This is a genomic window from Novosphingobium sp. TK46 (assembly GCF_055361525.1).
Genome location: NZ_CM143963.1, coordinates 2,428,089 through 2,451,418, shown reverse-complemented (window position 1 = coordinate 2,451,418; position 23,330 = coordinate 2,428,089). Strand labels below are relative to the sequence as shown.

Below are 23,330 nucleotides of genomic sequence, written 5' to 3'. Positions count from 1 at the left end.
CGGGCAGCCTTGCCATTTCCAACTGTAATCCCGGACAAGATGGATACCACGCCACCCGTGTTAGCGAATAACGTCGATCGTATTTGGCCGACGATACTGCCTTGGGGGCCGCACGCCTATCGAAAAGCTATACTCCAGCCGTAGCTTGCAGCGAGCGCTTCGACCATCAAGGCGCCGTGCCGCCAAGCAATCGCTCAACAACGATCCCAATCTGCTTCGATGCCTCCAACAAGTGCTCATCGCCCAAGTGAGAGTATCTTGATGTCGACTCCGCTTTGACATGGCCCAGCAACCGCCCGATCATGGGAATGGACTCCTTGTTCATCGCCGCGTGGCTGGCAAAGGTATGACGCAGGTCGTGGAGCCTGACGTTTCGCAATTCAGCCTTGCTGCGGAACTCCTCCCAGTAGTACTGAAGGCTTCTGAGCGGCTTTCTAAACTTCAGGTTCCAGAACAGCCAAGGGATGTCGCGATGGCGTGGGAGAGTGGCGATCAGTGCCCTGGCTTCATCGCCAAGCCAGATGGTTCGCGGACCGGTCTTGCTGTCCCGAAGCTTGAGGCGGCTCCCCTTCACATCCTGCCACTGTAGTCCCAAAATCTCTCCGCAGCGGCACCCGGTCAGCAACAACAGAGTGATGGCGACGGCTGCCACCGGACGGACCTTCTCGTCGCCTGCCCTCTCCCTAGCGAGCAATCCCCCAAGCTTCTCCAGTTCCGCGACACTGAGGAACCGCTCGCACTTCCTGCGACGGTTCTGGCGCACCTCGCGGCATGGGTTAGTGTTATCGCGGCGATATCCCCAGCTCTCGGCCTTGTTGAGCATGTGGCTCAAGATGCCAAGCGTCCGGTTGGCAGCGCCGGGGCCGCCGTTATCCGTCACCATCGAGAACCACTTGGTCACGTGCGCTTCGTTCAGCTCGTCGATGAACACGCCGGTGAACGCGTCGTCGAGGTAGAGCGCGCGGTAGTACTGATTGCGATCATAGGTGGACGGCTTCCAGCGCGGCGCCCAACGTCGCCAGTATTCTTCGAGGAAATCGTCAAACCGCGGTGCGCCTCGCGCGCGACGACGATCCGTCGCCGGATCGCCACCTACCTGGGCGTAAGCGGACACGCGCCGGGCAACAGCGGCCGCTTGATGCTGCGTGATCACGTTGGCGGGGCCGATCGTAACCGTGCGGACGCGCCCGCCCATGCGGGTCTGAACTATGTAGACGTTTCGACCGCTCTTGTAGTGCCGTACGCCGAAGCCGTGTTCGACACCGATCCAGGTCGTTGTCCGCGGACGGCCCTTGGGGACGCGAAGGTCCAGCAGATTGGCGCCGATCTCGGCAAGTGCTTTTGCCAACACCTGCTTGAGCGAAAGAGCCGTCATCGCGTTAGCCCTATGTTGCGAGCCAAAGCGCCGCAGACCCGCTGCGCCGCGTCAGCGATGGTGTCATCGGACAGGTGGGCGTACTTGGCAGTAGTCTCGACGAGCAGATGGCCAAGCAGCTTTCCGATAGTTGCAAGAGGAACGTTGTCCATGACAGCCGTCGAAGCGAAGCTGTGCCGCAGGTCATGGATGCGCACGTCCGGTATCGCGCATGTACGTCGGAAGTTTGGCCACCATTTTCCGAGAACCATCGGCCCCGTTCGCTTGACGTTCGGGAAAACCAATGGGCAGTCGCCGATGCGTGGTACAGCGTCGAGGATGGCGAGCGCCTGACTGTTGAGCCAGATGGTTTTCGCGCCGGTCTTGCTATCCGGGAGGAGCAGGTATGGCGGCCTGACCCATTCCCATCTGAGGTCCTTGATCTCGCTGATCCGAGCACCCGTGTAGAGCAGCAATCGGATAATCGCGACCTCGGCTGGGTAGTCACCTTCCGCTTCGCTTAGAGCCGCTCCTACGCGACGATATTCAAGCGGAGTGAGGAAGCGTTCACAACGCGCGCGGCGGTAGCGCGGCATAGCCCTGCAAGGGTTTGATCCCTTGGGTCTCAGGTGCAGCTGTTCGGCGTAGTTCAGCAGCGATGCGAACACCGGCACCGCCCGATTGAAACGCGCTTCGAGGTCACCCGAGCAATCATCTCGCCACCGTGTCACATCAGCACGGGTTATGTCTGCAACGCGTATGCTCCCGAATACCGGCCCAAGGTCGCGCTTCCACGCTTCGAAGTTGCGTTTCTGCGTCGATGGCTTCCAATGCCGAGCAATGTCTTTCCAGTAGATCTCGACATAATCGGTGAGTGTCGGAGTAGACTGACGACCACTCTTTTGGGCAGGCCGTCGAGAGCAACTTCGGCAAGCAGGCGACGTGCACTGGCGCGTGCCGCCACTGCCTCGACATCCACCGTCTTGCCCAGACTAAACCGCCGATGCTTGCCACGCTGCCGCAGCCGAACGAACCAAAAGCGGGCGCCTGACGGTCTGACACGAAGCCCGAAACCAGGCAGTTGTGTGTCCCAGATGCAGTATTCTTTGCTGCGCGTGGGCAGCTTGCGGCGAGCGAGATTGCCGTCAAGAAATGCCCTTCGAGGCTGCATCGGTCGTTTGGGGACCATAAGGCCATCAGGTACAGCAAAACTATTAAGAAAAGCCTCGGAAGTCTGCGGATCTGCGGGGACCTGACAGCCATCGTGAGCACCCGAACTGTCGAGCGATTCCTGAAACGCCTGCACTGATTTGATTGCACTTTTTCCCATAAAATGCGGCTTAGCCGCGTAGGGTGTGCCTCATCACGGGCGGATCAAGCGATAACGGCCCTGCGGCAAAACTCCCAGATCGCATCGGACAATTGCTCGCGACGTTCCAGATTGGGATGATCTCCCTCTTCGGCGAGCAATTCGACATGCACCGTGGCCGCCACGAAGTTGTACACCAGCCCTGCCTGCAGACGCGGGTCGCAGTCACGAAGCTGGCCATTGGCGATCCCTGCGGCGATTACTTCCGCGATCATCGCCAGCAGCGGACTGAGCGCGATCTGGAGATCCTGCGGTCGCGATTCCGCCAGCCGCAAATGCTCGCGGCTTAATGCGGCGCTGCGCCGGCTGTTCGCCGTGCCACGGCCATAGCCGAGTTGACCGACGACCAGGCTGGTGACGATGACACGCAACGCTTCGAGCGGATCGGCGGCATTCGTCGCCTCCTGACGGAAGTGCTCCGCCGCAAAGTGCAAGGTGCGTTCGAACACCGCCAGCACCAGGTCGTCCTTGCCCTGGAACTGTTCGTAAAACGCCCGCCGCGCGCGGCCGGACCGATTGAGGACCGCACGAATGGTCAGCCCTTCGAGTCCGCTTTCCTCGAGCAAATCGCTGGCTGCCAGAATGAACACGCTGGAGCGGTCGTCACTCGCCTGGGAGGCGTATGGTTCGACGGTTGTTGCCATGCGAACATGGACTAGCCACGATCCCGCACATGGTCCACCGGCGATCGCAGCATTCGCGGTGCGCGGCAACACAGCCTAAGTTGACGATCGCTATCTTGCGCGCTAAGAGATCGAGAACAATGTTCTCATGGAGAGAAGATGCCCAAGATCACTTTCGTCGCCTTTGATGGCGAGGCAACCGATGTCGATGCGCCAGCGGGCGAGAACGTCATGCGCGTCGCGCTTTACAACGGTATCGACGGCATCGTCGGTGAATGCGGCGGCGGCCTGTCGTGCGCGACATGCCATTGCTACGTCGACGATGAGTGGATGGACAAGGTGGGACCACCCGCTTCGGAGGTCGAGGCCGAGCTTCTGGAATCGGCCGGTGCGAGCGTGAAGCCGACCAGCCGCCTCAGCTGCCAGGTCGAAATGACCGACGCACTCGACGGGCTCGTCGTGCATCTGCCTGAAACCCAGTACTAAGCCGGCACGGAACAAAGGATCTCACCATGGCCATAGACGCCGCCAATCCCGTACCGCCGACGCTTCCGCGTCGCGCCGGTCCCGATCAGGTTCCGGATCATGTCGCACCCGAACTGATCAGGTCTGCAGGCATCACTTTCGCGCCGGACTTCCTCAAGGCACCGCACGACTTCATGGCGAAGCTGCACGAGGATTTTCCGCCGATCTGGTACGACGTCTCGCCGTTCCAGAATGCCTGGAGTGCGATCAAGCACGAGGACGCGCTGTTCGTATTGCGCAACCCCGAGATCTTCTCGAACGAGGGCGCCACGCCGTTCCCGCGCGATCCGGACGACTATTTCTACTTCATCCCGATCGAGATCGATCCGCCGCATCACCGCAAGTATCGCAACATCGTCGATCCCATGCTCAGCCCCAAGGGCGTGATGGCGTTGGAAGGCCGCATTCGCGAGCTTGCGAACGATCTGATCGACGAGGTGATCGACAAGGGCGAGTGCGAGTACACCACATCCTTCGGCCGCACCCTGCCCGTCTCAGTCTTCCTCGACATCATGGGCCTGCCGCAATCGATGCGCGACACCTTCGTCGACTGGGCGGTGAACCTGCTCCATTCGAACGATCGTGCTATCATGGCGCAATCGATGAAGAGCATCTCAGACTACCTCAAGATGGCGATCGAGGAAAAGAAGGCCAACCCGGACGAAGGCGTGGTCAGCCGCATCGCCCATGCCGAGTTCGATGGCGTGCCGCTGTCGGACAAGGAAGTGTTCGGCTTCGTGGTGTTCCTGTTCATCGCCGGGCTCGATACGGTCTTCGCGACCCTCAACAACATCTGGATGTATCTGGCCGAGCATCCCGACAAGGTGCAGGAGATCATCGATCGCCCGCAGGACATCGACAAGGTCGTGGAAGAACTGCTCCGCCGCTGGTCGGTGACGTTCTCGGGCCGCGTTCTGGCCAAGGACTACGAAATGCGCGGCGTCCAGATGAAGGAAGGCGATCGCATCACCTGCGTGTTGCCGGCCTGCAACTTCGACCCCGAGGTGTTTCCGAATCCGCTGGAAGTCGACTTCGATCGCCCCCGCAAGACGATCCTGGCCTTCACCGTCGGCGTGCACAGCTGCATGGGCGCGCACCTCGCTCGCCTCGAGGTCAAGATCGCGCTGCAGGAATGGCTCAAGCGCATTCCCAAGTTCCAGATCAAGCCCGGCTACGAGATCGAATACCGCCCGGGTGGCGTGGTCGGCCCCGAATACCTGCCGCTCGTCTGGTAGTAGGCTCGCAACTGGATTTAAGCGCTGGCGGTGAGGACGTTCATCGCCAGCAGCGCGGCGATTACGAGGTCGTCGCGCTGCCAGATCTTGATGCGCCTGCTGCCAGGATCCCGGCCAACGCCTCCTCGAAGGCCTGCGGCCGTTCATACATCGCCCAGTGCCCGGCATCGGCCACGACCGCGAAGAGCAGGTCCGGACACACCGAGCGCAACGCCGCTTCCTGAAGTGCAGGATCGGGATGCGGGCGATCGAACTCACCCCAGATCGCATCGACGCGGCATTGCACCCGCGGAAGTATCCGCAGCAACTTGTCGGGCAGCACCATGTCCGCCGCGACGAGGCGCGAACGTTTCGCGTTGGGCAGCAGCATGTGCACGGCAAGCGCATCGGCGCTCTCGGGATGGTGCAGCATCAGGCCCAGCAGATTGGCTTTCAAGACCGCTTCTCGTTCCGCTCCGCGCAAGCCGCTGACACGCTGCAGATGAACATGGCCCGCCGGGGTGCCCAGCCCACCGCATCCGACCAGCACCAGCCGACGCGCAACCTGCGGGTGCAATGCCGAAAGATGCGCAAAGCACAAGCCGCCAAAGGAGAAGCCGCACAAATCGGCGGCAACACCCTCACCCAGGATAAGCGCGAGACCATCCGCCAGCGCCTTGGCGATACCGGGGTGATCGGGCGTGTCGGGCAAGGCTGAGTCGCCGTGGCCGGGCAAGTCAGCCGCGATCACCCGGCGCGACGCCGATAGCGTATCGATGTTGCGCACCCAGTGCTGCCATGATCCTTGCGCGCCATGCGCAAGCACCAGCGGTTCGCCCTGCCCCCACGCATGCCAGACCATCGAACCGTCACCGCAAGGGGTCTCGATCCGCTCCGCCCTGGCGGTCAGATCGTCGATGATGAATTGAGGATCCATCGTCAGTAACGCTCGCCCACCACTTGCGCGGCCGGAAGCGCCTGTTCGATCTCGCCGAGATCCTGAGCGCTCAAGACAATGTCGGCGGCGGCAAGATTTTCGTCCAGCCGATCGATGCGCCGGGTGCCGGGGATCGGCACCATGTCCTCGCCTTGATGCAGAACCCATGCGAGCGCCAGTTGCGCGGGTGTGCAGCCCTTGCGCCCCGCCAGCGCCTTGAGCGCGTCGACCAGACGCAGGTTGCTCGCCCCGGCTTCGGCCTGAAAGCGCGGCATGCCGGCGCGAAAATCGCTTGGGGCCAACGAACCGGGCTGCACTGCCCCCGTCAGGAATCCCCTGCCGAGCGGACTGAACGGCACGAGGCCGATTCCCAGCTCGCGGATAGTCGGCAGCACCTCGGCCTCGATGTCACGCGTCCACAACGAATACTCGCTTTGCAGCGCTGCGACCGGTTGCACCGCGTGAGCGCGACGGATGTCCTCGGGCGCCGCTTCGGACATGCCGAACCAGCGCACCTTGCCGGCAGCGATCAACTCCGCGACCGTTCCCGCGACATCCTCGACCGGAACGTCCTTGTCGACGCGATGCTGGTAGAGCACGTCGATGTGATCCGTACCCAGCCGCCGCAGCGAAGCCTCGACCACCGCGCGGATATGCTCCGGGCGGCTGTCCATTCCAGCCGCGCGGCCGGTATCGGGATCGATCTTGAAACCGAACTTTGTGGCGAGCACGACCTGATCGCGGAACGGCGTGATCGCCAGACCAACCATCTCCTCGCCCAGGAACGGGCCATAGATCTCGGCGGTATCGAACAAGGTCACGCCCTGGTCGAAGGCTCTGCGCAACAGCGCATCCGCATCGGCCTGGGAAATCCTGTCGCCGTAGCTGCCGCTTATACTCATGCAGCCAAGGCCCAGTTTCGAGACTTCCAGGCCGCTACCCAGCTTGCGCATGTCCATTATCGCTTCTCCTCTTGTGCAGGAAAGCACGGCCTCGTTGCGATGCGAAGCGTTTATCAGCTGCGATCGCCGCTGCGTCGCATCGTCTTTACACGAAGCGGGCGTCAGCGACGACGCAGCACCAGCGAGAGGTTGTTGGCTGGCATCTCCACCGCTTTGCGCTCGAAGCCATGCTCTGCCGCAAGCTGGCAAACCTCATCGAGATCACGCAACCCCCATCGTGGATCACGGGCCTTGAGATCGGCGTCGAAAGCCACGTTGCTGTCGGCGAGCGGCACGTCCGCGCACACGAACGGCCCATAAAGCACCAGCGGCGCGCCCGTTGTCAGGATCTGTCCGGCATGGCGCATCAAGCCTACGCTGGCGGACCAGGGGCTGATGTGGATCATGTTCACAATAGACATCAGCCTATTTATTAAAGCTTTTTGTTTCAAATCAATATGTTACCAAGATGAGGCTGCGATGAGCGGATCGGTCACATCAGTCCATGCAAGGCGAGGCGGAACGTCTAAAAGGGCGGTGGAGAGCGGACGAGAGTTACCCGGTAAAGGCAGAAGCGTATTCGACGCTGGCAGACGGCGTAGTGGGCGCGGCAAGGAGCAAGCGCATGAAGTATTCTGGCGGCGCACCATCATACCGCAGATTGTCATGCCTCTCGAACCCGAAGCGCGCGTAGTAGGCAGGGTCGCCTAAGACGACACATCCAGCAGCCCCTTGGGATTCAAGCTGCTTGAGGCCGCTACGGATCAGAGCTGAACCAATGCCCTTCGCCTGATGATCCGGTTCGACCGAAACTGGCCCCAGCCCGAACCACCCGTCCTCAGCCCCATTGATCGTGACTGGTGAGAAAGCGACATGACCGACCAGCCTGTCGTCATCGACCGCGACAAGCGAGATTGTCAGGGCGTCAGTTGCTCGCAACCTCACAATGATTTCCGGCTCGGTCTGGTCGCTATGTTCCGCATCGGCAAATGCCAGTGCAGTCACCATGCTGATGGCATCGTAGTCGCCTTTTTGCTCGTGTCGTATCAACATCGATAGCCCCATAGCAGAGGGTTGAAGTCGCACGTCAAGGCTGCTTACCCGTGTCCGCAATTGGGGCGTGAACGGACATTAGCCAAAATCAAGAGCCTGACTCGCCGACGCGATAGACGAGAATGAGATTGTTGGCTGGCATTTCGACCCGTTTGGTCCGGCGGAACCCGTACTCAGCAGCCACCCGATCCACGTCAGCGATATTCCGTAAGCCCCATTCTGAATTGCGCTCCTTCAACGAGCGATCGAACTCCAGATTGGACGGGGCGGTTTCGATTCCGTGTTCAATATACGGACCATAAAGCACCAGCGGAGCGCCAAGTACGAGCAGCTTCGCGCATCCTCTAAACAGGCCCACGGTCGCGAGCCACTCGCTTATATGCACCATGTTGATGCACACGCAGGCGTCATAGGTAGATGATTTTGCTGGATAACAACTTTTAGAAGGCATGTTGATGCACACCACGGCATCGGCCCGCGCGATTGGCCAGGCAGCCGCTGCGGCATCCAGCGCGATCGGCGGCAGCAGGTTGGCGCCGCCTTCCTGCGCACGCCAGCCCTCTATCGAGGCGCGAGCCTCATGATCGGGATCGCTGGGCTGCCATTCGAGGGAAGGCAGCGCGCGGGCGAAATACGCCGCATGTTCGCCGGAGCCACTCGCGATTTCGAGCACGAAACCGTTTGCGGGCAATGTTGCTTTCAGAACCTGCAGTATCGCCTCGCGGTTGCGAAGGGCGGCGGGCGAATGGCGACGGGCATCGGTCATGCCGCCGTCGATAGGCCCTGCGCCGCCATGAGGAAATGCTGTTCAGGCAGTCCGTCAACGTTATATCCAGCCGTATATCGATAAAGAAGGACACCCGCCTTGCGTCGCATTCTTTTGGTGCTGCTTGCCTTGGTCGCGCTGGGCGCCGGATCGTTCTGGCTGCTTCGAGGCCGCGAGGAACCACGCGGTCCGGTCGTGCTTGCGGCCGCCAGCCTGCAAGGTTCGCTGGACGAAGCCACCCGGGTCTGGGCAAGCCAAGGCCATCCCGCTCCGGTCCTGTCGTTTGCCGCCAGTTCGGTGCTGGCGCGACAGGCAGCGGCGGGCGCGCCCGCAGACGTGTTCATTTCCGCCGATGAGAAATGGATGGATACACTGGCCGGCAAGACGCTGATCCGGCCGGCCAGCCGCGCCACGCTGTTACGCAACAGCCTGGTGCTGATCGCCCCCGTGGCCAGCAAGGTCTCCCTTGATGCGCGCCCCGGCTTCCCCCTGGTCGCCGCGCTGAACGGGGGCAAGCTTGCGCTGGCCGATCCCGCAGGGGTGCCCGCCGGGCGCTATGCGAGGCAGGCGCTGGAGGCGCTGGGCGTCTGGGACCAGGTGTCGGGGCGCGTGGCGGCAGGGGACAACGTGCGCGCCGCACTCGCACTGGTCGCGCGCGGCGAGGCTCCGCTAGGGATCGTCTATGCCACCGACGCGATCGCCGAGCCGAAAGTGCGGATCGTCGCGACGTTCCCCGATCGGAGCCACACGCCGATCACCTATCCGGTGGCGGTACTCACCACCGCGCGAAATGCCGATGCGCAAGCGCTGCGGGACTTTCTGCTATCGGCGCAAGCGCAGGCCATATTCCGGCGCCACGGTTTCGCCTCACCGGCTCGCTGACATCGCCGATCAGTGCGCGGCGCCCGCAGGTGCCGCTCGCTTGGGCCGCGGCGCCAGCCAGATCGCCGATGCCGCCATCAGCAAGACCACCGCCGCGACCATGAACAGGTGCGTCGTGCCGACCGCCATGCCTTGCTGGGTGACCAACTGGTCCAGCATACCGCGAGATTGCTCGACGCTGTAGCCATGCTCCTGCAGGCGGGTCATCGTTTCTGTACCGCCGTTGACCTGGCCCGCCATCTGCGCCGCATCCGCCCGCGCCTGGTTGCTCCAGTATGTGGTGACGAGCGCTGTCGCGACGGCGCTGGCAAGCGTGCGCCCGAAGTTCGCGATGCCCGCCGCCGATGCCGTCTCCTCGGGATCGACCGCGCCCAGGCTGATCGTGGTCAACGGCACCATGAACAGCGAGACACCCGCGCCCTGCAGGAGTTGCGGCAGCGCCAACGTCCAGAACGTCGCGTCGGTCGACCACCACAAGGCCCGCAGCAGCGAGCAAAAACCGATCCAGCCGATACCGACGAAGACGAGCAGACGCGGATCGAACCGTTTCATCAAGGCTGGCACGAACGGAGATATCAGCACCGCCAGAACACCGCTGAAGGCCATGACATAGCCTGCGTCCGTCGCGGTGTAGTTCAGCGATGTCTGCAACCATTGCGGGATGATCACGACTGACGAGAAGTACGTGCCGAAAGCCAGGATGAGCGAAAGTGCCGCCGCCGAGAACCCGGGATGCCGGAACACCTTGAGATTGACGATAGCCTCTTCCTCGGTCAGCTCCCAGATGACGAACAACGCGAAGAACACCGCCGCCACCACGCCGCAGGCCACGATGAAGGGCGAAGCGAACCAGTCCTCTTCGCGCCCCTTGTCGAGCATTACTTGGAACGCACCGACCCAGATCACCAGCAGTCCCAGACCGACGCCGTCGATCCGGCGCTTTTGCGTGGGTGTCTCCACGCCCCGCACCATCGTCACCACGCCGAATATAATCGCGACGATGATCGGTACGTTGATGAAGAATATCCCCTGCCACGACCAGTTGTCGCTGATGTAGCCGCCCAGGATGGGGCCCAGAATCGGAGCCACCACCACGGTCATCGCCCACAGGGCCATCGCCTTGGGATGATGCTCCTTGGGAAAGATGCGCAGCAGTAGCGTCTGCGTCAGCGGCATCAGCGGGCCGCCGCAAAACCCCTGCCCCAGCCGAAACAGCACCAGCATCTCGAGCGAGGTCGACAGGCCGCACAAGACCGAGAAGATGCCGAACCCGACCAGCGAGAACATGAAGGTGCGCAATGTGCCGAAGCGCTGTGCGAGCCAGCCGGTCAGCGGCACGCAGATCGCTTCGGCAACGGCGTAGGAGGTGATGACCCAAGTGCCGCTTGAGACCGATACGGCGAGGCCGCCGGCGATGTGCGGAACCGAGACGTTGGCGATGGTAAGGTCGAGCACGACGATGAAGTTCGCCATCGCCAGCACGAGGCCGGCGATGATGAGCTTGGCTCCGGTAAACGTGCGCGGTGGCTCCGAAACCTCGAAGAGGCCTCCGAAAGCCATCAGTGGCGACCACTCTTCAGGTCGATCGTCGCTTCCATCGACAGGCCGACGCGCAAGGGGTGCTCACGCAGTTCCCTGGGGTCGAGTCTGATGCGCACCGGCAGGCGTTGCACCACCTTGATCCAGTTGCCGGTCGCGTTCTGCGCCGGGATCAAGGCGAACGCCGCTCCGGTCCCGCCCGAGAATCCCACGACCTTGCCGTGATAGACGACGTCATCGCCATAGAAGTCAGACACGACCTCGACGTCCTGTCCGCCGCGCACCTTGCCAAGCTGGTCTTCCTTGAAGTTCGCGTCGACGTAGAGCTGCTCGACCGGCACGACGACCATCGCCACGCTGGCATTGGTCACGCGCTGTCCAACCTGGACCGAGCGCTGCGCGATGACGCCGTCGATCGGCGCCCGGATCACGGTGCGCGATAAATCGAGCCTGGCGGTGGCGAGGCGGGCCATGGCAGCGCGCACTTCGGGCGCCTGATCCACCGCAAGGCCGCTCGTGGCGGCGCGGCTGGCGGTCTCATCTTGACGCGCGCTGATCGCGTCCGCACGCGCCTGGGCGACGCTCGCCTGCGCCTGCTGCACCGCAGCCTGCGCTGCGACGAGCACATTGCGGGCAGAGGTCAGTTCCTCGCCCGAAACCGCGCCGCTGCCATCCAGCGACGCACGGCGCCGGTAATCGGTCCGGGCCTTTTCGACGTCGGCCTGCGCCGAGGCGAGACGAGCCTGAGCCTCGGGGATGCCGGCCTCCTTGGCCTCTGCCGTTGCCCCCGCCGCCGAGCCTTGCGCGCGAGACTGGGTATAGCGGCGCTTGGCCATCGCCAGCATCGCTTCGGCCTCGGCCACGGCGATACGCTGATCGGAATCATCCAGCCGCATGAGCAGCTGTCCCCGGCGGACGGGCTGGGTGTTTACAACTGCCACCTCGATCACCTGACCTTGCGTCAACGGCGTGATCTGCGCGTTTTCGCCGGCGACATAGGCGTTGTCGGTGGATACCGAGCGGCTGCCGACGAAGATGCTGTAAAGCAGATAGATCAGCCCGATCACGACGATCGCGATAACCAGGCCGACGATCAGCGGCTTGCGCTTGCGCTTGTCGACCATGCTGCCCGATGCGGCACCGGCAGCGCCCTCTTGCGAAGTGTCTTGATCGTGCTCGGCTTCGACGGAGCCGCCTTGGTTGTTGTCACTCATCTGTCGAAACCTTCTTGTTCGTATCGTCCACGAAGCCACCGCCCAGCGCGCGTTTCAGCGTCACCTCGGTTGCCAGCGTGCGAAAATGGGCATCGACCGCCGCCTCGCGCGATTGCAGCGCGAGTTGCTGCGCGCTCAGCGCCTCGATGTAGCTGGACAGGCCGGCATTGTACCGCTTGTTCGCCAGATCGTACGCGCTTTCCGCCGCGATCCGCGCCTGCGCCGCGTCGCGCTCCTGGCTGCGCGCGGCATCGCGCGCGACGAGCGCGTCGGCGATCTCGCGCAAGGCGTCGACGACGATCGCGTTGTAATCGGCGACGGCAAGATCGAAAGCGCCCCGAGACCGGCGGTACTCGCCCCGGATGCGCCCGCCATCGAAGATCGGCAGCGTGAAAGCGCCCCCGGCGTTGCCATAGGTCGAGCCTGAGTCGAACAGGTTGGACACGCCAAGCGAGGTCAGCCCGATCAAGCCACGCAGGCTGATGTCGGGCAGGTATGCGGTCTTGGCGATATCGATCCGCTTGCCCGCGCTTTCGACGCGCAATCGGGCCGCCACGATGTCGGGACGACGCCCTGCCAACGCGATGCCCGCATCGGACGGTAGCGCCGTCTCGGTAAATGTCGCAAGCGGAGTGGGATCGATGGCGAGGCCGCGATCGGGGCCCTGCCCAAGCAAGGCCGCGATCGCATGGCGTCGCGCGGCGATCTGCTCGCGATTGGCGGATAGCGCGATCTTCGAATTCAGCGTCTCGGCCTGCGTCTGACGCACCGGCGACTGATTTTCCAGCCCTTGCTGCGCACGCCGGCTGGTGAGCGCCCCCAGGCTTTCGCGTGACTTCACCGCCTGCTCCAGCGCCTGATCGCGCGCCAGCAGCCGTGCCAGGTCGAAGTACGAGGAGACCACGTTGCTGGCGAGGATCAAGGTCGCCTGGCTGGCATCCGCCCGCGCCGCCTGCGTCTCCGAGGTAGCAGCGGCGAGCAGCTTGCGTCGGCGGCCCCACAGGTCGAGGTTGAAGTCGCCGCTCAGCGCCAGCGTGCCGGTGTCGTTCCATCCCCTGGGCACGAAGCCGGCGGGGATGCCGTTGTTGTAGCTCTGCTTGGTGTACCCGACGGAACCCTGGCCGTTGAGCTGGGGCAAGGTGTCGGCGCCCACGATCTCGGCTTGGCCGCGCGCCTGTCGGATCCGTGCCAGCGCGGCGGCAACATCGGGCGAACCGGCCAGAGCCTCCGCAACCAGCGCATCGAGCTGCGGATCGCCATAGGCCCGCCACCATTCCTGTTGCGGCCAGTCTGCCGAAGCATCGGGAGCAAGCCCACCGGCCGTCGCGAACGACCGCGTCGTCGCCAGGCCGGCTGGTCCGCGGGTTTCGGGCCGGGCACCAAGATCGGGCAAGCCGCACGCGGACAATCCCACGGTCAACGCCAGCAGTCCTACCGCAGCGACTCGTCTAGTGATGAACATCTTCATGATCGCTGGCCAGATCGTCTCTCGGCTTGCGCTTGTCAACGCAAAACTGTACTTGCCCGTACGGTATGGAAAGCAAGATGGGCAAGCGTGAACGCAACAAGCTGCAGCGGCGTGACACGATCGTCGAGATCGCGACGCATGCCTTCTTGGATAACGGCTATGCCGCGACCAGCATGTCCGCCATCGCCGATCAACTTGGTGGTTCGAAAGCGACCTTGTGGTCGCACTTCGCCTCTAAAGAGGATCTGTTCGCCGCCGTCATCGACCATCTCGTAAGCCGCTTCGCCGGCGAACTGGACACCGCGCTGAGCGAGGGCGTTTTCTCGCTCGACGGATTGCGCCGCTACTGCCTCCGGTTCCTGGCCAAGCTGATGGGCGATGACGCGATCCGACTGTACCGCCTGATCATCGCCGATGGCGGACGCTTTCCCGAGATAAACACTGTCTTCCATGTGCGTGCACCGGCGCGTATCCAGCGCTTGCTGACGGGATACTTCGCCACTCGGTTCGATGCGGAGGATGCGGACCGCCTGGCGCGCCTCACCAACTGCGCGATGGTGGGCTACCGCGCGAACGCACTCACGCGCCCTGCCCTGCCCGGCGAGGCCGAAATGGAACAGTTCGTGGAGGACTTCATTGCCCATCTGCGTCTCCCCGCATACGAGACGTTGATCCCAGGCACTTAGGCCGGGCACCCCCCTTTGGTGGTGACCGGACAGCGAGCCGACCACCGCAGGAGCCAGCGTGTCAGCACCCGATCTTTCGCTTCTGGCCAAACGCCGGCTCGGCCCGATGTTCGTCGTCCAGTTCCTGGGCGCGTTCAACGACAACCTGCTGAAGTATGCGCTCGTCTTCCTGGCGAGCTTCACGATCTACAAGTCCGACCCCAGCCAGGCCGAGCAGCTCGCGGTGATCTCGCAGGGGCTGTTCATCCTGCCCTACTTCCTCTTCTCGTCGATCGCCGGGCAGCTGGCGGACCACATCGACAAGGCGCGGCTGGTGCGCCTAGTCAAGACTGCCGAGATCGCGATCATGGCGCTCGCGCTTGCGGGCTTCTGGTTCCAGTCCGTACCGATCCTGCTGTTGTGCCTGTTTCTGATGGGCATCCATTCCACGGTGTTCGGGCCGGTCAAATACTCGATCCTGCCGCAGCACCTGCATGGCAACGAGATCATGGGCGGCACCGGACTGGTCGAAGGCGGGACGTTCCTGGCCATCCTGGGCGGCCAATTGCTTGCCGGCTTCATCCCGCCATGGGAGGCAGGACTCGTAGCCGTCGGCCTCGCGGTTCTAGGCCTGGCGATGAGTTTCGCCGTTCCGCCCGCACCGCCAACCGGTGAAAAGGGCAAGATCGACTACAACATCGTGCGCGGCACCTGGGCGGTCCTCAAGACCGCGCATACGGGACGCGGCGTTTGGCTCGCGATCCTGGGCATCAGCTGGTTCTTTACTGCGGGCGCCGTACTCACCAGCGAGTTCGCGCCGCTCGTGGCGGGGCAGTTCTCGGGCAGCCAGCACGTCGTCAACCTGCTGCTGGCGGTGTTCTCGGTTGCCGTCGCACTGGGATCGCTGGCGGTGAACCGCTTGCTCAAGGGTGAAGTCTCGGCCCGTTACGTTCCGGTCAGCGCGCTGTTCATGGCGATCGGCCTGATCGACCTGTGGCTTTCCTCGCACGCCTTCGTCCCGCAGGTCACGGGCGCCACGGTCGAGCAATTCATCGCCAATCGCGGCTCGTGGCGTGTCATCGCCGACCTGGTGGTGGTCGCATTCGCGGGCGGCATGTTCATCGTGCCGCTCTATGCCATCCTGCAGACCTGGACCGCGCCCGAGCAGCGCTCGCAAGTGGTCGCCGCGAACAACATCGTCAACGCCGCCGTGACGGTGGTCGTCGTCGGCGTCGTCAGCGTCCTTCTAGCCAACGGCATGAACGTGCCCGGGATCATCGGTACGCTGGGCTTCGCGACGCTGGCCGTCGCGCTCATCAGCATCTGGCTGCTTCCCGAAACCGTATTCAAGACCGTAGTGCGCTGGATCCTCAAGGCGCTCTACCGCGTCGAGCTGATCGGGGCCGAGAACATGGCCAAGGAAGGCGAACCTGCGGTGGTCGTGGTCAATCACCTCAGCCTGCTCGACGGCGTGCTGCTCGGCGCGTTCCTGCCCGGGCGACCGACCTTCGCGATCAACACCCAGATCTCCAAGGCCTGGTGGGTGAAGCCCTTCCTCAAGCTGTTCGAGGCGTTCCCGGTCGATCCCACCAACCCGATGGCGGCCAAGGCGATGGTGCGCGCGGTGAAGGAGGGCAAGACCCTCGTCATCTTCCCCGAAGGCCGCATAACCGTCACCGGCGCGCTGATGAAGGTGTTCGATGGTCCCGGCATGGTCGCCGACAAGTCCGGCGCGCCGATCATCCCCGTGCGCCTCAACGGGCCGCAGTTCACGCCGTTCTCGCACCTCAAGGGCAAGGTGCGGACCAAGTGGTTCCCCAAGATCACGATCACCGTGCTGCCCCCGCGCCACTTCGAGATAAAAGGCGAGATGAGCGCGCGCCAGCGTCGCGCCGCCGCCGGCCGCCAGCTCTACGACGTGATGAGCACCATGATCTTCGACACCTCTCACACCGACGAGACGTTGTTCTCGGCCCTGTGCGAGGCGCGCCACATGTATGGCGGCAAGGCCAAGATCGTCGAGGATACCAAGCGTGAGCCACTGAGCTACGACAAGCTGATCCTGGGCGCGGAGCTGGTCGGCGAGCAACTCGCCTTCACCACGAAGCCGGGCGAGAACGTCGGCGTGCTGCTGCCCAACGTCGCCGGTGTCGCCCTCGCCTTCTTCGGCCTGCAGGCCGAAGGCCGCGTGCCGGCGATGCTCAACTTCACAGCGGGCCAGGCGAACCTTGTCTCGGCCTGCCAGACCGCGTGCATCCGCACCGTCGTCACCGCGCATGCCTTCGTCGAGCAGGCCAAGCTGCAGCCGGTGATCGAGGCGCTGGAAGCGGATGGCCGCAAGATCCTCTACCTCGAGGACGTCGCCAAGCAGATCGGAACGCCCGCCAAGCTGTGGCGCCTGCTGACCAGGAACGGCGCCGCGAGCCGCCACAAGGCGCGCCGCATCTCGCCCGAAGCCCCGGCGGTGGTGCTGTTCACCAGCGGCTCGGAAGGCACCCCCAAAGGCGTCGTCCTCACCCACCGCAACCTGCTGTCGAACTGCGCGCAGCTGGCCGCGCGGATCGACTTCAACCCATCCGACATCGTGCTCAACGCGCTGCCGGTGTTCCATTCGTTCGGGCTGACCGGCGGCACGCTGCTGCCGATCTTCTACGGCGTGAAGACGGTGCTGTACCCCAGCCCGCTGCACTACCGCATCGTTCCCGCGCTCGCCTACGATGCCAACGCGACGATCATGTTCGGCACCGACACCTTCCTCGCGGGCTACGCGCGCATGGCGCACAGCTACGACTTCTACTCGCTGCGCTACATCTTTGCCGGGGCCGAGCGCGTGCGCGACGAGACCCGCAAGGCCTATGCCGACAAGTTCGGACTGCGCATCCTCGAAGGCTACGGCGCCACCGAGGCTGGCCCGGTAATCGCGGTGAACACGCCGATGCATTTCAAGGCCGGCACCGTGGGTCGCCTGCTGCCCGCGATCGACCAGCGGCTCGATGCGGTGGAAGGCATCGAGGAAGGCGGCCGCCTGTTCATCCGAGGTCCCAACGTCATGGCTGGCTACCTGCTCGCCAGCGATCCCGGCAAGCTGCAGCCGCCCGAAGGCGGCTGGCACGACACCGGCGATATCGTCACCATCGATGACGAAGGCTTCATCGCCATCAAGGGCCGCGCCAAGCGCTTCGCCAAGATCGGCGGCGAGATGGTCTCGCTCCCGGCGGTGGAAGGCTATGCATCCAAGGTCTGGCCCGACGCCGAACATGCCGTCGTCACGCGACCCGACGCCAAGAAGGGCGAACAACTGGTCCTGTTCACCACCGCCAAGGACGCCAACGGCAAGGCCCTGCTCGGCTGGGGCCGCGAAAACGGCGTCACCGAACTGATGCTGCCGCGCGACGTGCGGGTGGTGGATGCGCTTCCGGTGCTGGGCACGGGCAAGCTGGACTACGTGACCATGGGCAAGATGGCGCAGGAAAAGGCGACCGGGGCGGCACAACCAGAGCAGGACGAACCCGCCGATGACGAGGAGCAAGCCTGATCGAGCAAAACTATCCGTTGATCCGAAACCAGCGGCTTAGAGCCAGCCCTCTTCGCGGTACCAGTCGGCCGTCGCCTTGAGGCCGGTCCGGGTTTCGATCTGCGCCTGCCACAAGCTTGCGGGCACTTGCGCGCGAGGAGAGCCGGTCCAGTCGGGATGCGCAAGGTAGGCCGCGCGGTCGAGAGTCATCTTCGCGCCCTTGCCCCGCAGAAATCCGTCGACCCCCGCCGCCCGGCGCAGCGATGCCGGCGACAATCCCACCACACGCGGGCGTCGCCCGACGGCCCAGCCGATTGCCAGCGCCAGTTCGCGATGATCCCAGCCGCCGGGCCGCCCGTCGTCGGGTTCGAACACCTCGAAGCTCACGCCTTCGCCACCGGGCAGCAGCGCCAGCAGCAATCGCGCGAGATCCTCGACATGAATCACCGATGCCCGTCCGTCCTTGGGCACCGGCATCACGCCCCACCGCGCGGCGCGAAACAACTCGAACATCTCCTTGTCGCGCGGACCATAGATCACCGCGGGGCGCACTGCCGTCCAGTCGAGCAGGCTGGCCTTCACCACCTTCTCGCCCTTCAACTTGGATGCGCCATAGGCCGACAATCCGGGCTCGCGCGCCGAAAGCGACGAAACATGCACGAACCGCCCGACGCCTTCTTTCAAGGCGGCGTCGACGAGGTTGAAGGTGCCGACGACGTTGCCGTCCTCGAACCCTTGCGGATCGGGCGCGTTCACCACGCCAGCGATATGAACCACCGCCTCGGCGCCATGCACCAGCTCGGCCAGCGCGGCATGATCTGAAAGGTCGCCGGATATCCACTCGACCCCCTCGCGCGGAATCTGCGTGGAGCGGGCGAGCGCGACGAGCTTGTGCCCTGCTTCGAGCGCGCAATCCATGAATGCGCGGCCGACGAAGCCGGTCCCTCCGGTCACCGCGATGATCACTTGAGCACCAGCTGGTCGCGGTGGATCACGGCCGATCGAGGGGCATAGCCCAACAGCTGCGCATGCTCGCTGCTGTGCCGGCCCTGCAATCGCGCACATTCCGCAGCGCCGTACTCCGCCAGGCCATGCGCCAGCACGCGGCCATCCGGACCGCAGATGGCGATGGGATCGCCGCGCTCGAACGCGCCGCCGACGTCGGTCACCCCTTTGGCCAGCAGGCTCGACCCGCGCGACAGCGCCGCCGCGGCCCCACTGTCGACCGTCAGTTCGCCCTTCAGACGCAAGCGGCCGCCAAGCCAGGCCTTGCGCGCACCAGCTTTGCGACGGGGGCGGAACAGAGTGCCGATACCCTCGCCCATCGCCCGCGCCATCGGCCGATCATGCACGCCATTGGCGATCACCAGCGCGATACCGGCCAACTCGGCGATCTCGGCCGCCTGCAGCTTGGACGTCATCCCGCCCGAACCCATGCCCGATGCGGACTCGGCACTTGCCATCGCATGTATTTCGGCGGTGACGCCGTCCACTTGCGCGATCAGCGTTGCACCCGGTAGCCTGGGATTGCGGTCGTACATCCCATCCACGTCGGAGAGCAGCAGCACCGCGCTCGCCTGCGCCGCCTGCGCAACGCGCGCGGCCAAGCGGTCGTTGTCGCCGAAGCGGATCTCCTGAGTCGCCACCGAGTCGTTCTCGTTGATCACAGGCACCGCGCCAGCGTCGAGCAATCGAGCCAAAGTGGCGGTGGCGTTGAGATAGCGGCGTCGATCTTCCAGATCGTCCAGCGTCAGCAGGATCTGCGCCGCGGTCAGACCGTGACTGCCCAACAGTTCGGCCCACAAGCCCGAAAGCGCGATCTGGCCCACGGCGGCGGCTGCTTGCGCATCGGCAAGGCTACCGCGCCCGCCCCGATCCAGCCCAAGGCGAGCCGCCCCCAGCGCGATCGCTCCGGAGGATACCACGATCACGCGCTGACCACTTGCGTGGGCCGCCGCAATCTCACCCACCAGTCCCTGCAGCCATTCGCGGCGCACGCCATCCTTGTCGACGAGCAGCGACGACCCGACCTTGATGACCAGGAGCGGACAAGCGACGGGGCTGGCTAGATCGAAGAGGCTGGCAATAGGCATGGGAGGGCAAGCCTCTAGGCGCTTAGAGGGGCTGTGAAAAGCGCGTCCACCGCAATGCCGGCGCATACCAGCGCGCGCGATTGTGGACTTCTTTTCGGCCGGCAAACGATACGACGGTGGGAAGTGGCTGTCCGCTCAGAGCGGGGACCACGGCGCGTCGTCCGCCTCCTCACGCTCGCCCTCCGGCCGCTCGGTAACCGTCGCGGCAGGCAATTGCGCGATCACCGCGTCCAGCAAGGCATCCATTCCCTCGCCGGTCGCACCGGAAATCGCGAATACCCGCCCAGCCCCGGCATCCTGGAGCTCAGCGGCAAAGCTGGCGGCCAGTTCCTGATCGCCAAGGTCGATCTTGTTGAGCACGATCAGGCGCGGTTTCTCCTCGAGCCCGCCGCCATACGCCTCAAGCTCTTCTTCGATCACCTGCATGGCCTCGGCAGGATCATCGCCGGCGATGTCGATCAGATGGATCAGCACGCGGCACCGTTCGATATGGCCGAGAAACCGATCGCCGATGCCCGCGCCTTCGGATGCACCCGCGATCAGGCCGGGAATATCCGCCACCACGAACTCGCGGTTCTTATGCCGCACTACGCCCAGTTGCGGATGCAGCGTGGTGAAGGGATAGGCGCCGACCTTGGCCTGCGTATTCGTCAGGTAATTGATGAAGGTCGATTTGCCCGCGTTCGGCAAGCCGACCAGACCCACGTCGGCCAGCAGCTTGAGCCGCAGCCACACCCACATCTCCTCACCCGGAATACCCGGCTGATGCTGGCGCGGCGCACGGTTGGTGCTGGTCTTGTAGGACAGGTTGCCCCGGCCGCCCATGCCGCCTTCCAGCAGGACGATGCGCTGCCCCACTTCGGTCAGATCGGCGATGACGGTATCGCGATCTTCGTCGTCGACGATGACCTGGGTGCCGATCGGCACCTTGATGACCAGATCGCTGCCCTGCGCTCCCGTCCGGTTCTGGCCCATGCCATGCCCCCCGCGCGGGGCCTTGAAGTGCTGGGTATAGCGAAAGTCGATCAAGGTGTTGAGCCCGGCGACCGCCTCGATGATGATGTCGCCGCCCTTGCCGCCGTTGCCGCCGTCCGGGCCGCCGTACTCGACGTATTTCTCACGGCGGAAACCCACCGCTCCGGGGCCACCGCCACCGGCGCGGATGTAGATCTTGGCTTGGTCGAGGAAGTGCATGGCGATACGATCCGATAAGCTCTGCGGCCAATCCTGCGATCCGCCCAAATGCGAACGGCCGCAGCAATGTGCGGCCGATCAACGCTGATTTCAATTACTGGTGGAGCCGAGGGGGATCGAACCCCTGACCTCGTCATTGCGAACGACGCGCTCTCCCAGCTGAGCTACGGCCCCGTTCCAGCAATCGCGCGACACGGGTACCCGCAACGCCTGCGGCCGCCATAGCGAACCCGCGAGCCGCTTGAAAGGTAAATTTGGCTGGCCTTACGGCGTGACGACCTGCGACGCCGCCGGAGCACGCTGCGCCTGCTGCGGCGCTACCACGACGATGCCGCCATATTTGCCCTGCCAGGCGGCAAGGTCGGCTCGATACTGATCGTAGGCGTTGAAGAAGTCCATGAAGGGCGCCTCGATCTTTGCCAGACCCTGCGGGGCATAGCCGTCGAGTTGACCTGCGGGCACAGATGCCAGATCGATGGCCACCTGCATCGCCGCACGGCAGAAGGTCGTCTTCACCGGCGGAACCGAAAAGAAGTTGTAGACCTGCGTCTGGTAGGTTTCACGCTCCCGCGTGCCGGACTTGCCGAATGCGCCGTTGAAGTTCTTTTTCAGGTCCGCGTCGGCCTTGTCGAGCGTCTTGTCATGGACTTTGAGGAACGACTTGTAGCCATCAAGCACCGAAGCATATTCCGGCTCGACGCAATTCAACGCAGCCACGTTGAAGGCCGAACGGAAATTCCACACCGCCTGCGCACTGGACACGTTGGTGTTCACGGTCTTGCGGACACCATCGACCCCGACTTCGGGAATGCGCATGTTATCCTGCGCACCCATCGGCGGCTGTGGCTGAGGCGGGATAACCACGACCGGAGGCGGTGGCGGAGGCGGCACTTTCTGGGCGCATGCTGCGAGCAGGCTGATCGCCACCGCCGACGGTGCGAGCCTGGAAAAACGTGGCATGAAACTTCTGGCAGTCGGACGCGTCACCGGACCCTCTTGTGCACCTGTGAGGTGTTTCCTCTAACCGCTTACCGCCACAAAGCAAATGCCCGGCGCGAACGAGTCGCACCGGGCAAAATCAATCACCTGTGGATGAACCGCAGATCGCCTTGATACAGGCGTCTGCGGCCATCGCAGATCAGTTACGCTGCCCCATGAAGCTGAGCAGGAACTGGAACATGTTGATGAAATCGAGATAGAGGCTCAGCGCGCCGAGCACGATCGCCTTACCCGCGAATTCGGTACCGGCAAGCTGATGGTACTGCTGCTTCAAACGCTGCGTATCGTAGGCGGTGAGACCCGCGAAGATCAGCACGCCAATGACCGAAATCGCCATTGCCAGCGCCGGCATCGGCCAGATCATGTTGACGATCATCGCGATCAGCAGACCAACCACACCCATGATCAGGAAGGTGCCGAAGCCCGACAGATCCTTCTTCGTCGTGTAACCGAAGAGGCTTAGACCTGCAAAGGCGCCCGAGGTCGCGAAGAACGTCGCGGCGATCGAGGGTCCGGTATAGACAAGGAAGATCGACGACAGCGACAGACCCATCGCGATGGCGAAGCCCCAGAACAGCAACTGCAGCGTCGAAGTCTTCATACGACTTGCGCCGAAGCTCATCGCGAACACGAAGCCGAGCGGTGCGAGCGCAATGACCCAGCGCAACGGCGTACCGAAGACGGCCGCAGCCGCGCCAGACTGTGCGAACAGAAGCGCCACGACGCCAGAGAGCAGCACGCCCGACGCCATGTAGTTATAGATCGACAGCATGTGACGGCGCAGGCCGGCGTCCACGCCAGCGCGGGCACCTGTGCGGCCGCCCAGGCTCGGGGACGCACCGAAGCCCGAACGGGGCTGAGGGTCGTTCCAGTTAGCCATTTAAAACTCCTATCCCGGCACCGCCGAATGCGGTGGGTTCCGGACAGAGTTGAATATCGGCCTGCTTCCTCGACAATTCAAGAACAACCACAGGCGATCT

21 protein-coding genes, 1 tRNA gene and 2 pseudogenes are annotated in these 23,330 nt (G+C 63.8%); 5 read left to right on the top strand and 19 right to left on the bottom strand.

Features of this window, described 5'->3' with window-relative positions; translation table 11 throughout:
• Nucleotides 1-166 precede the first annotated feature (166 nt).
• The 5 genes and pseudogenes from ACXJ1Z_RS11730 to ACXJ1Z_RS11710 all read right to left on the bottom strand — a co-directional run bounded on the left by ACXJ1Z_RS11730 (nt 167) and on the right by ACXJ1Z_RS11710 (nt 3,367).
• Nucleotides 167-1,375, bottom strand: coding sequence for a tyrosine-type recombinase/integrase (locus ACXJ1Z_RS11730; RefSeq protein ID WP_463776845.1), 1,209 nt, complete (start codon nt 1,373-1,375; stop codon nt 167-169).
• Nucleotides 1,372-2,028, bottom strand: coding sequence for a tyrosine-type recombinase/integrase (locus tag ACXJ1Z_RS11725; protein ID WP_463776844.1), 657 nt, complete (start codon nt 2,026-2,028; stop codon nt 1,372-1,374). Before ACXJ1Z_RS11725 ends, ACXJ1Z_RS11730 begins: the two co-directional genes overlap by 4 nt.
• Nucleotides 2,029-2,127: 99 nt before the next feature.
• A pseudogene (locus ACXJ1Z_RS11720) lies at nt 2,128-2,196 on the bottom strand (hypothetical protein); the annotation flags it as partial.
• 131 nt (nt 2,197-2,327) lie between these two features.
• Nucleotides 2,328-2,525: pseudogene (locus ACXJ1Z_RS11715) on the bottom strand (Arm DNA-binding domain-containing protein); the annotation flags it as partial.
• A gap of 203 nt (nt 2,526-2,728) precedes the next feature.
• The gene (locus ACXJ1Z_RS11710) at nt 2,729-3,367 is read right to left on the bottom strand and encodes a TetR/AcrR family transcriptional regulator (protein ID WP_463776843.1); all 639 of its coding nucleotides are present in this window, start codon (nt 3,365-3,367) and stop codon (nt 2,729-2,731) included.
• Nucleotides 3,368-3,505: 138 nt separating this feature from the next.
• On the opposite strand from ACXJ1Z_RS11710, the gene ACXJ1Z_RS11705 reads away from it, so the two are divergent.
• Both ACXJ1Z_RS11705 and ACXJ1Z_RS11700 read left to right on the top strand, forming a co-directional pair.
• Nucleotides 3,506-3,832, top strand: a complete 327-nt coding sequence (locus tag ACXJ1Z_RS11705) for a 2Fe-2S iron-sulfur cluster-binding protein (protein ID WP_463776841.1) — start codon at nt 3,506-3,508, stop codon at nt 3,830-3,832.
• A 26-nt stretch (nt 3,833-3,858) separates the two neighbouring features.
• Nucleotides 3,859-5,106 carry a cytochrome P450 gene (locus ACXJ1Z_RS11700; RefSeq protein WP_463776840.1) on the top strand — a complete coding sequence of 416 codons (1,248 nt, stop codon included), beginning with the start codon at nt 3,859-3,861 and terminating at the stop codon, nt 5,104-5,106.
• 61 nt (nt 5,107-5,167) lie between these two features.
• On the opposite strand, the gene ACXJ1Z_RS11695 is transcribed toward ACXJ1Z_RS11700, so the two are convergent.
• The 5 genes from ACXJ1Z_RS11695 to ACXJ1Z_RS11675 all read right to left on the bottom strand — a co-directional run bounded on the left by ACXJ1Z_RS11695 (nt 5,168) and on the right by ACXJ1Z_RS11675 (nt 8,782).
• Nucleotides 5,168-6,022, bottom strand: a complete 855-nt coding sequence (locus ACXJ1Z_RS11695) for an alpha/beta fold hydrolase (RefSeq protein ID WP_463776839.1) — start codon at nt 6,020-6,022, stop codon at nt 5,168-5,170.
• A gap of 2 nt (nt 6,023-6,024) precedes the next feature.
• Nucleotides 6,025-6,981, bottom strand: a complete 957-nt coding sequence (locus ACXJ1Z_RS11690) for an aldo/keto reductase (RefSeq protein WP_463776837.1) — start codon at nt 6,979-6,981, stop codon at nt 6,025-6,027.
• A gap of 104 nt (nt 6,982-7,085) precedes the next feature.
• Nucleotides 7,086-7,385, bottom strand: a complete 300-nt coding sequence (locus ACXJ1Z_RS11685; protein WP_463776836.1) for a DUF938 domain-containing protein — start codon at nt 7,383-7,385, stop codon at nt 7,086-7,088.
• 133 nt (nt 7,386-7,518) lie between these two features.
• Nucleotides 7,519-8,016, bottom strand: coding sequence for a GNAT family N-acetyltransferase (locus ACXJ1Z_RS11680; RefSeq protein WP_463776835.1), 498 nt, complete (start codon nt 8,014-8,016; stop codon nt 7,519-7,521).
• 88 nt (nt 8,017-8,104) lie between these two features.
• Entirely contained in the window at nt 8,105-8,782 is a 678-nt protein-coding gene (locus ACXJ1Z_RS11675) for a DUF938 domain-containing protein (RefSeq protein ID WP_463776833.1), read from the bottom strand.
• A 99-nt stretch (nt 8,783-8,881) separates the two neighbouring features.
• On the opposite strand from ACXJ1Z_RS11675, the gene modA reads away from it, so the two are divergent.
• Nucleotides 8,882-9,664, top strand: a complete 783-nt coding sequence (modA, locus tag ACXJ1Z_RS11670; protein WP_463776832.1) for a molybdate ABC transporter substrate-binding protein — start codon at nt 8,882-8,884, stop codon at nt 9,662-9,664.
• A 9-nt stretch (nt 9,665-9,673) separates the two neighbouring features.
• Here modA and ACXJ1Z_RS11665 read toward each other — a convergent pair whose 3' ends face one another.
• The 3 genes from ACXJ1Z_RS11665 to ACXJ1Z_RS11655 are packed head-to-tail and all read right to left on the bottom strand — an operon-like array spanning nt 9,674 to nt 13,885.
• Nucleotides 9,674-11,224: a DHA2 family efflux MFS transporter permease subunit gene (locus tag ACXJ1Z_RS11665; RefSeq protein ID WP_463776831.1), complete on the bottom strand. Its 1,551-nt coding sequence runs from the start codon at nt 11,222-11,224 to the stop codon at nt 9,674-9,676.
• A complete protein-coding gene (locus tag ACXJ1Z_RS11660) occupies nt 11,224-12,417 on the bottom strand; it encodes an HlyD family secretion protein (protein WP_463776829.1) in 1,194 nt (397 codons plus the stop codon). The genes ACXJ1Z_RS11665 and ACXJ1Z_RS11660 overlap by 1 nt, the downstream gene beginning before the upstream one ends.
• Entirely contained in the window at nt 12,410-13,885 is a 1,476-nt protein-coding gene (locus ACXJ1Z_RS11655; RefSeq protein ID WP_463776828.1) for an efflux transporter outer membrane subunit, read from the bottom strand. The genes ACXJ1Z_RS11660 and ACXJ1Z_RS11655 overlap by 8 nt, the downstream gene beginning before the upstream one ends.
• Before the next feature lie 65 nt (nt 13,886-13,950).
• Between ACXJ1Z_RS11655 and ACXJ1Z_RS11650 the strand changes: the two genes are divergently transcribed.
• Nucleotides 13,951-14,571 (top strand): TetR/AcrR family transcriptional regulator, encoded by a 621-nt coding sequence (locus ACXJ1Z_RS11650; RefSeq protein ID WP_463776827.1) that lies wholly within the window; start codon nt 13,951-13,953, stop codon nt 14,569-14,571.
• Nucleotides 14,572-14,629: 58 nt separating this feature from the next.
• Nucleotides 14,630-18,085, top strand: a complete 3,456-nt coding sequence (locus ACXJ1Z_RS11645) for an acyl-[ACP]--phospholipid O-acyltransferase (protein WP_463776826.1) — start codon at nt 14,630-14,632, stop codon at nt 18,083-18,085.
• A gap of 36 nt (nt 18,086-18,121) precedes the next feature.
• Here ACXJ1Z_RS11645 and ACXJ1Z_RS11640 read toward each other — a convergent pair whose 3' ends face one another.
• The 6 genes from ACXJ1Z_RS11640 to ACXJ1Z_RS11615 form a co-directional block, all read right to left on the bottom strand.
• Nucleotides 18,122-18,982 (bottom strand): NAD-dependent epimerase/dehydratase family protein, encoded by an 861-nt coding sequence (locus ACXJ1Z_RS11640; RefSeq protein ID WP_463781235.1) that lies wholly within the window; start codon nt 18,980-18,982, stop codon nt 18,122-18,124.
• Between the two features lie 44 nt (nt 18,983-19,026).
• Nucleotides 19,027-20,157 carry a glutamate 5-kinase gene (gene proB, locus ACXJ1Z_RS11635; RefSeq protein WP_463776824.1) on the bottom strand — a complete coding sequence of 377 codons (1,131 nt, stop codon included), beginning with the start codon at nt 20,155-20,157 and terminating at the stop codon, nt 19,027-19,029.
• A 135-nt stretch (nt 20,158-20,292) separates the two neighbouring features.
• Nucleotides 20,293-21,351 carry a GTPase ObgE gene (obgE, locus tag ACXJ1Z_RS11630; RefSeq protein ID WP_463776823.1) on the bottom strand — a complete coding sequence of 353 codons (1,059 nt, stop codon included), beginning with the start codon at nt 21,349-21,351 and terminating at the stop codon, nt 20,293-20,295.
• Nucleotides 21,352-21,449: 98 nt separating this feature from the next.
• Nucleotides 21,450-21,525 (bottom strand) — tRNA-Ala (locus ACXJ1Z_RS11625).
• Nucleotides 21,526-21,615: 90 nt separating this feature from the next.
• Nucleotides 21,616-22,311: a hypothetical protein gene (locus ACXJ1Z_RS11620; RefSeq protein ID WP_463776822.1), complete on the bottom strand. Its 696-nt coding sequence runs from the start codon at nt 22,309-22,311 to the stop codon at nt 21,616-21,618.
• A 178-nt stretch (nt 22,312-22,489) separates the two neighbouring features.
• The gene (locus tag ACXJ1Z_RS11615) at nt 22,490-23,230 is read right to left on the bottom strand and encodes a Bax inhibitor-1/YccA family protein (protein ID WP_463776820.1); all 741 of its coding nucleotides are present in this window, start codon (nt 23,228-23,230) and stop codon (nt 22,490-22,492) included.
• Between the last annotated feature and the right edge of the window lie 100 nt (nt 23,231-23,330).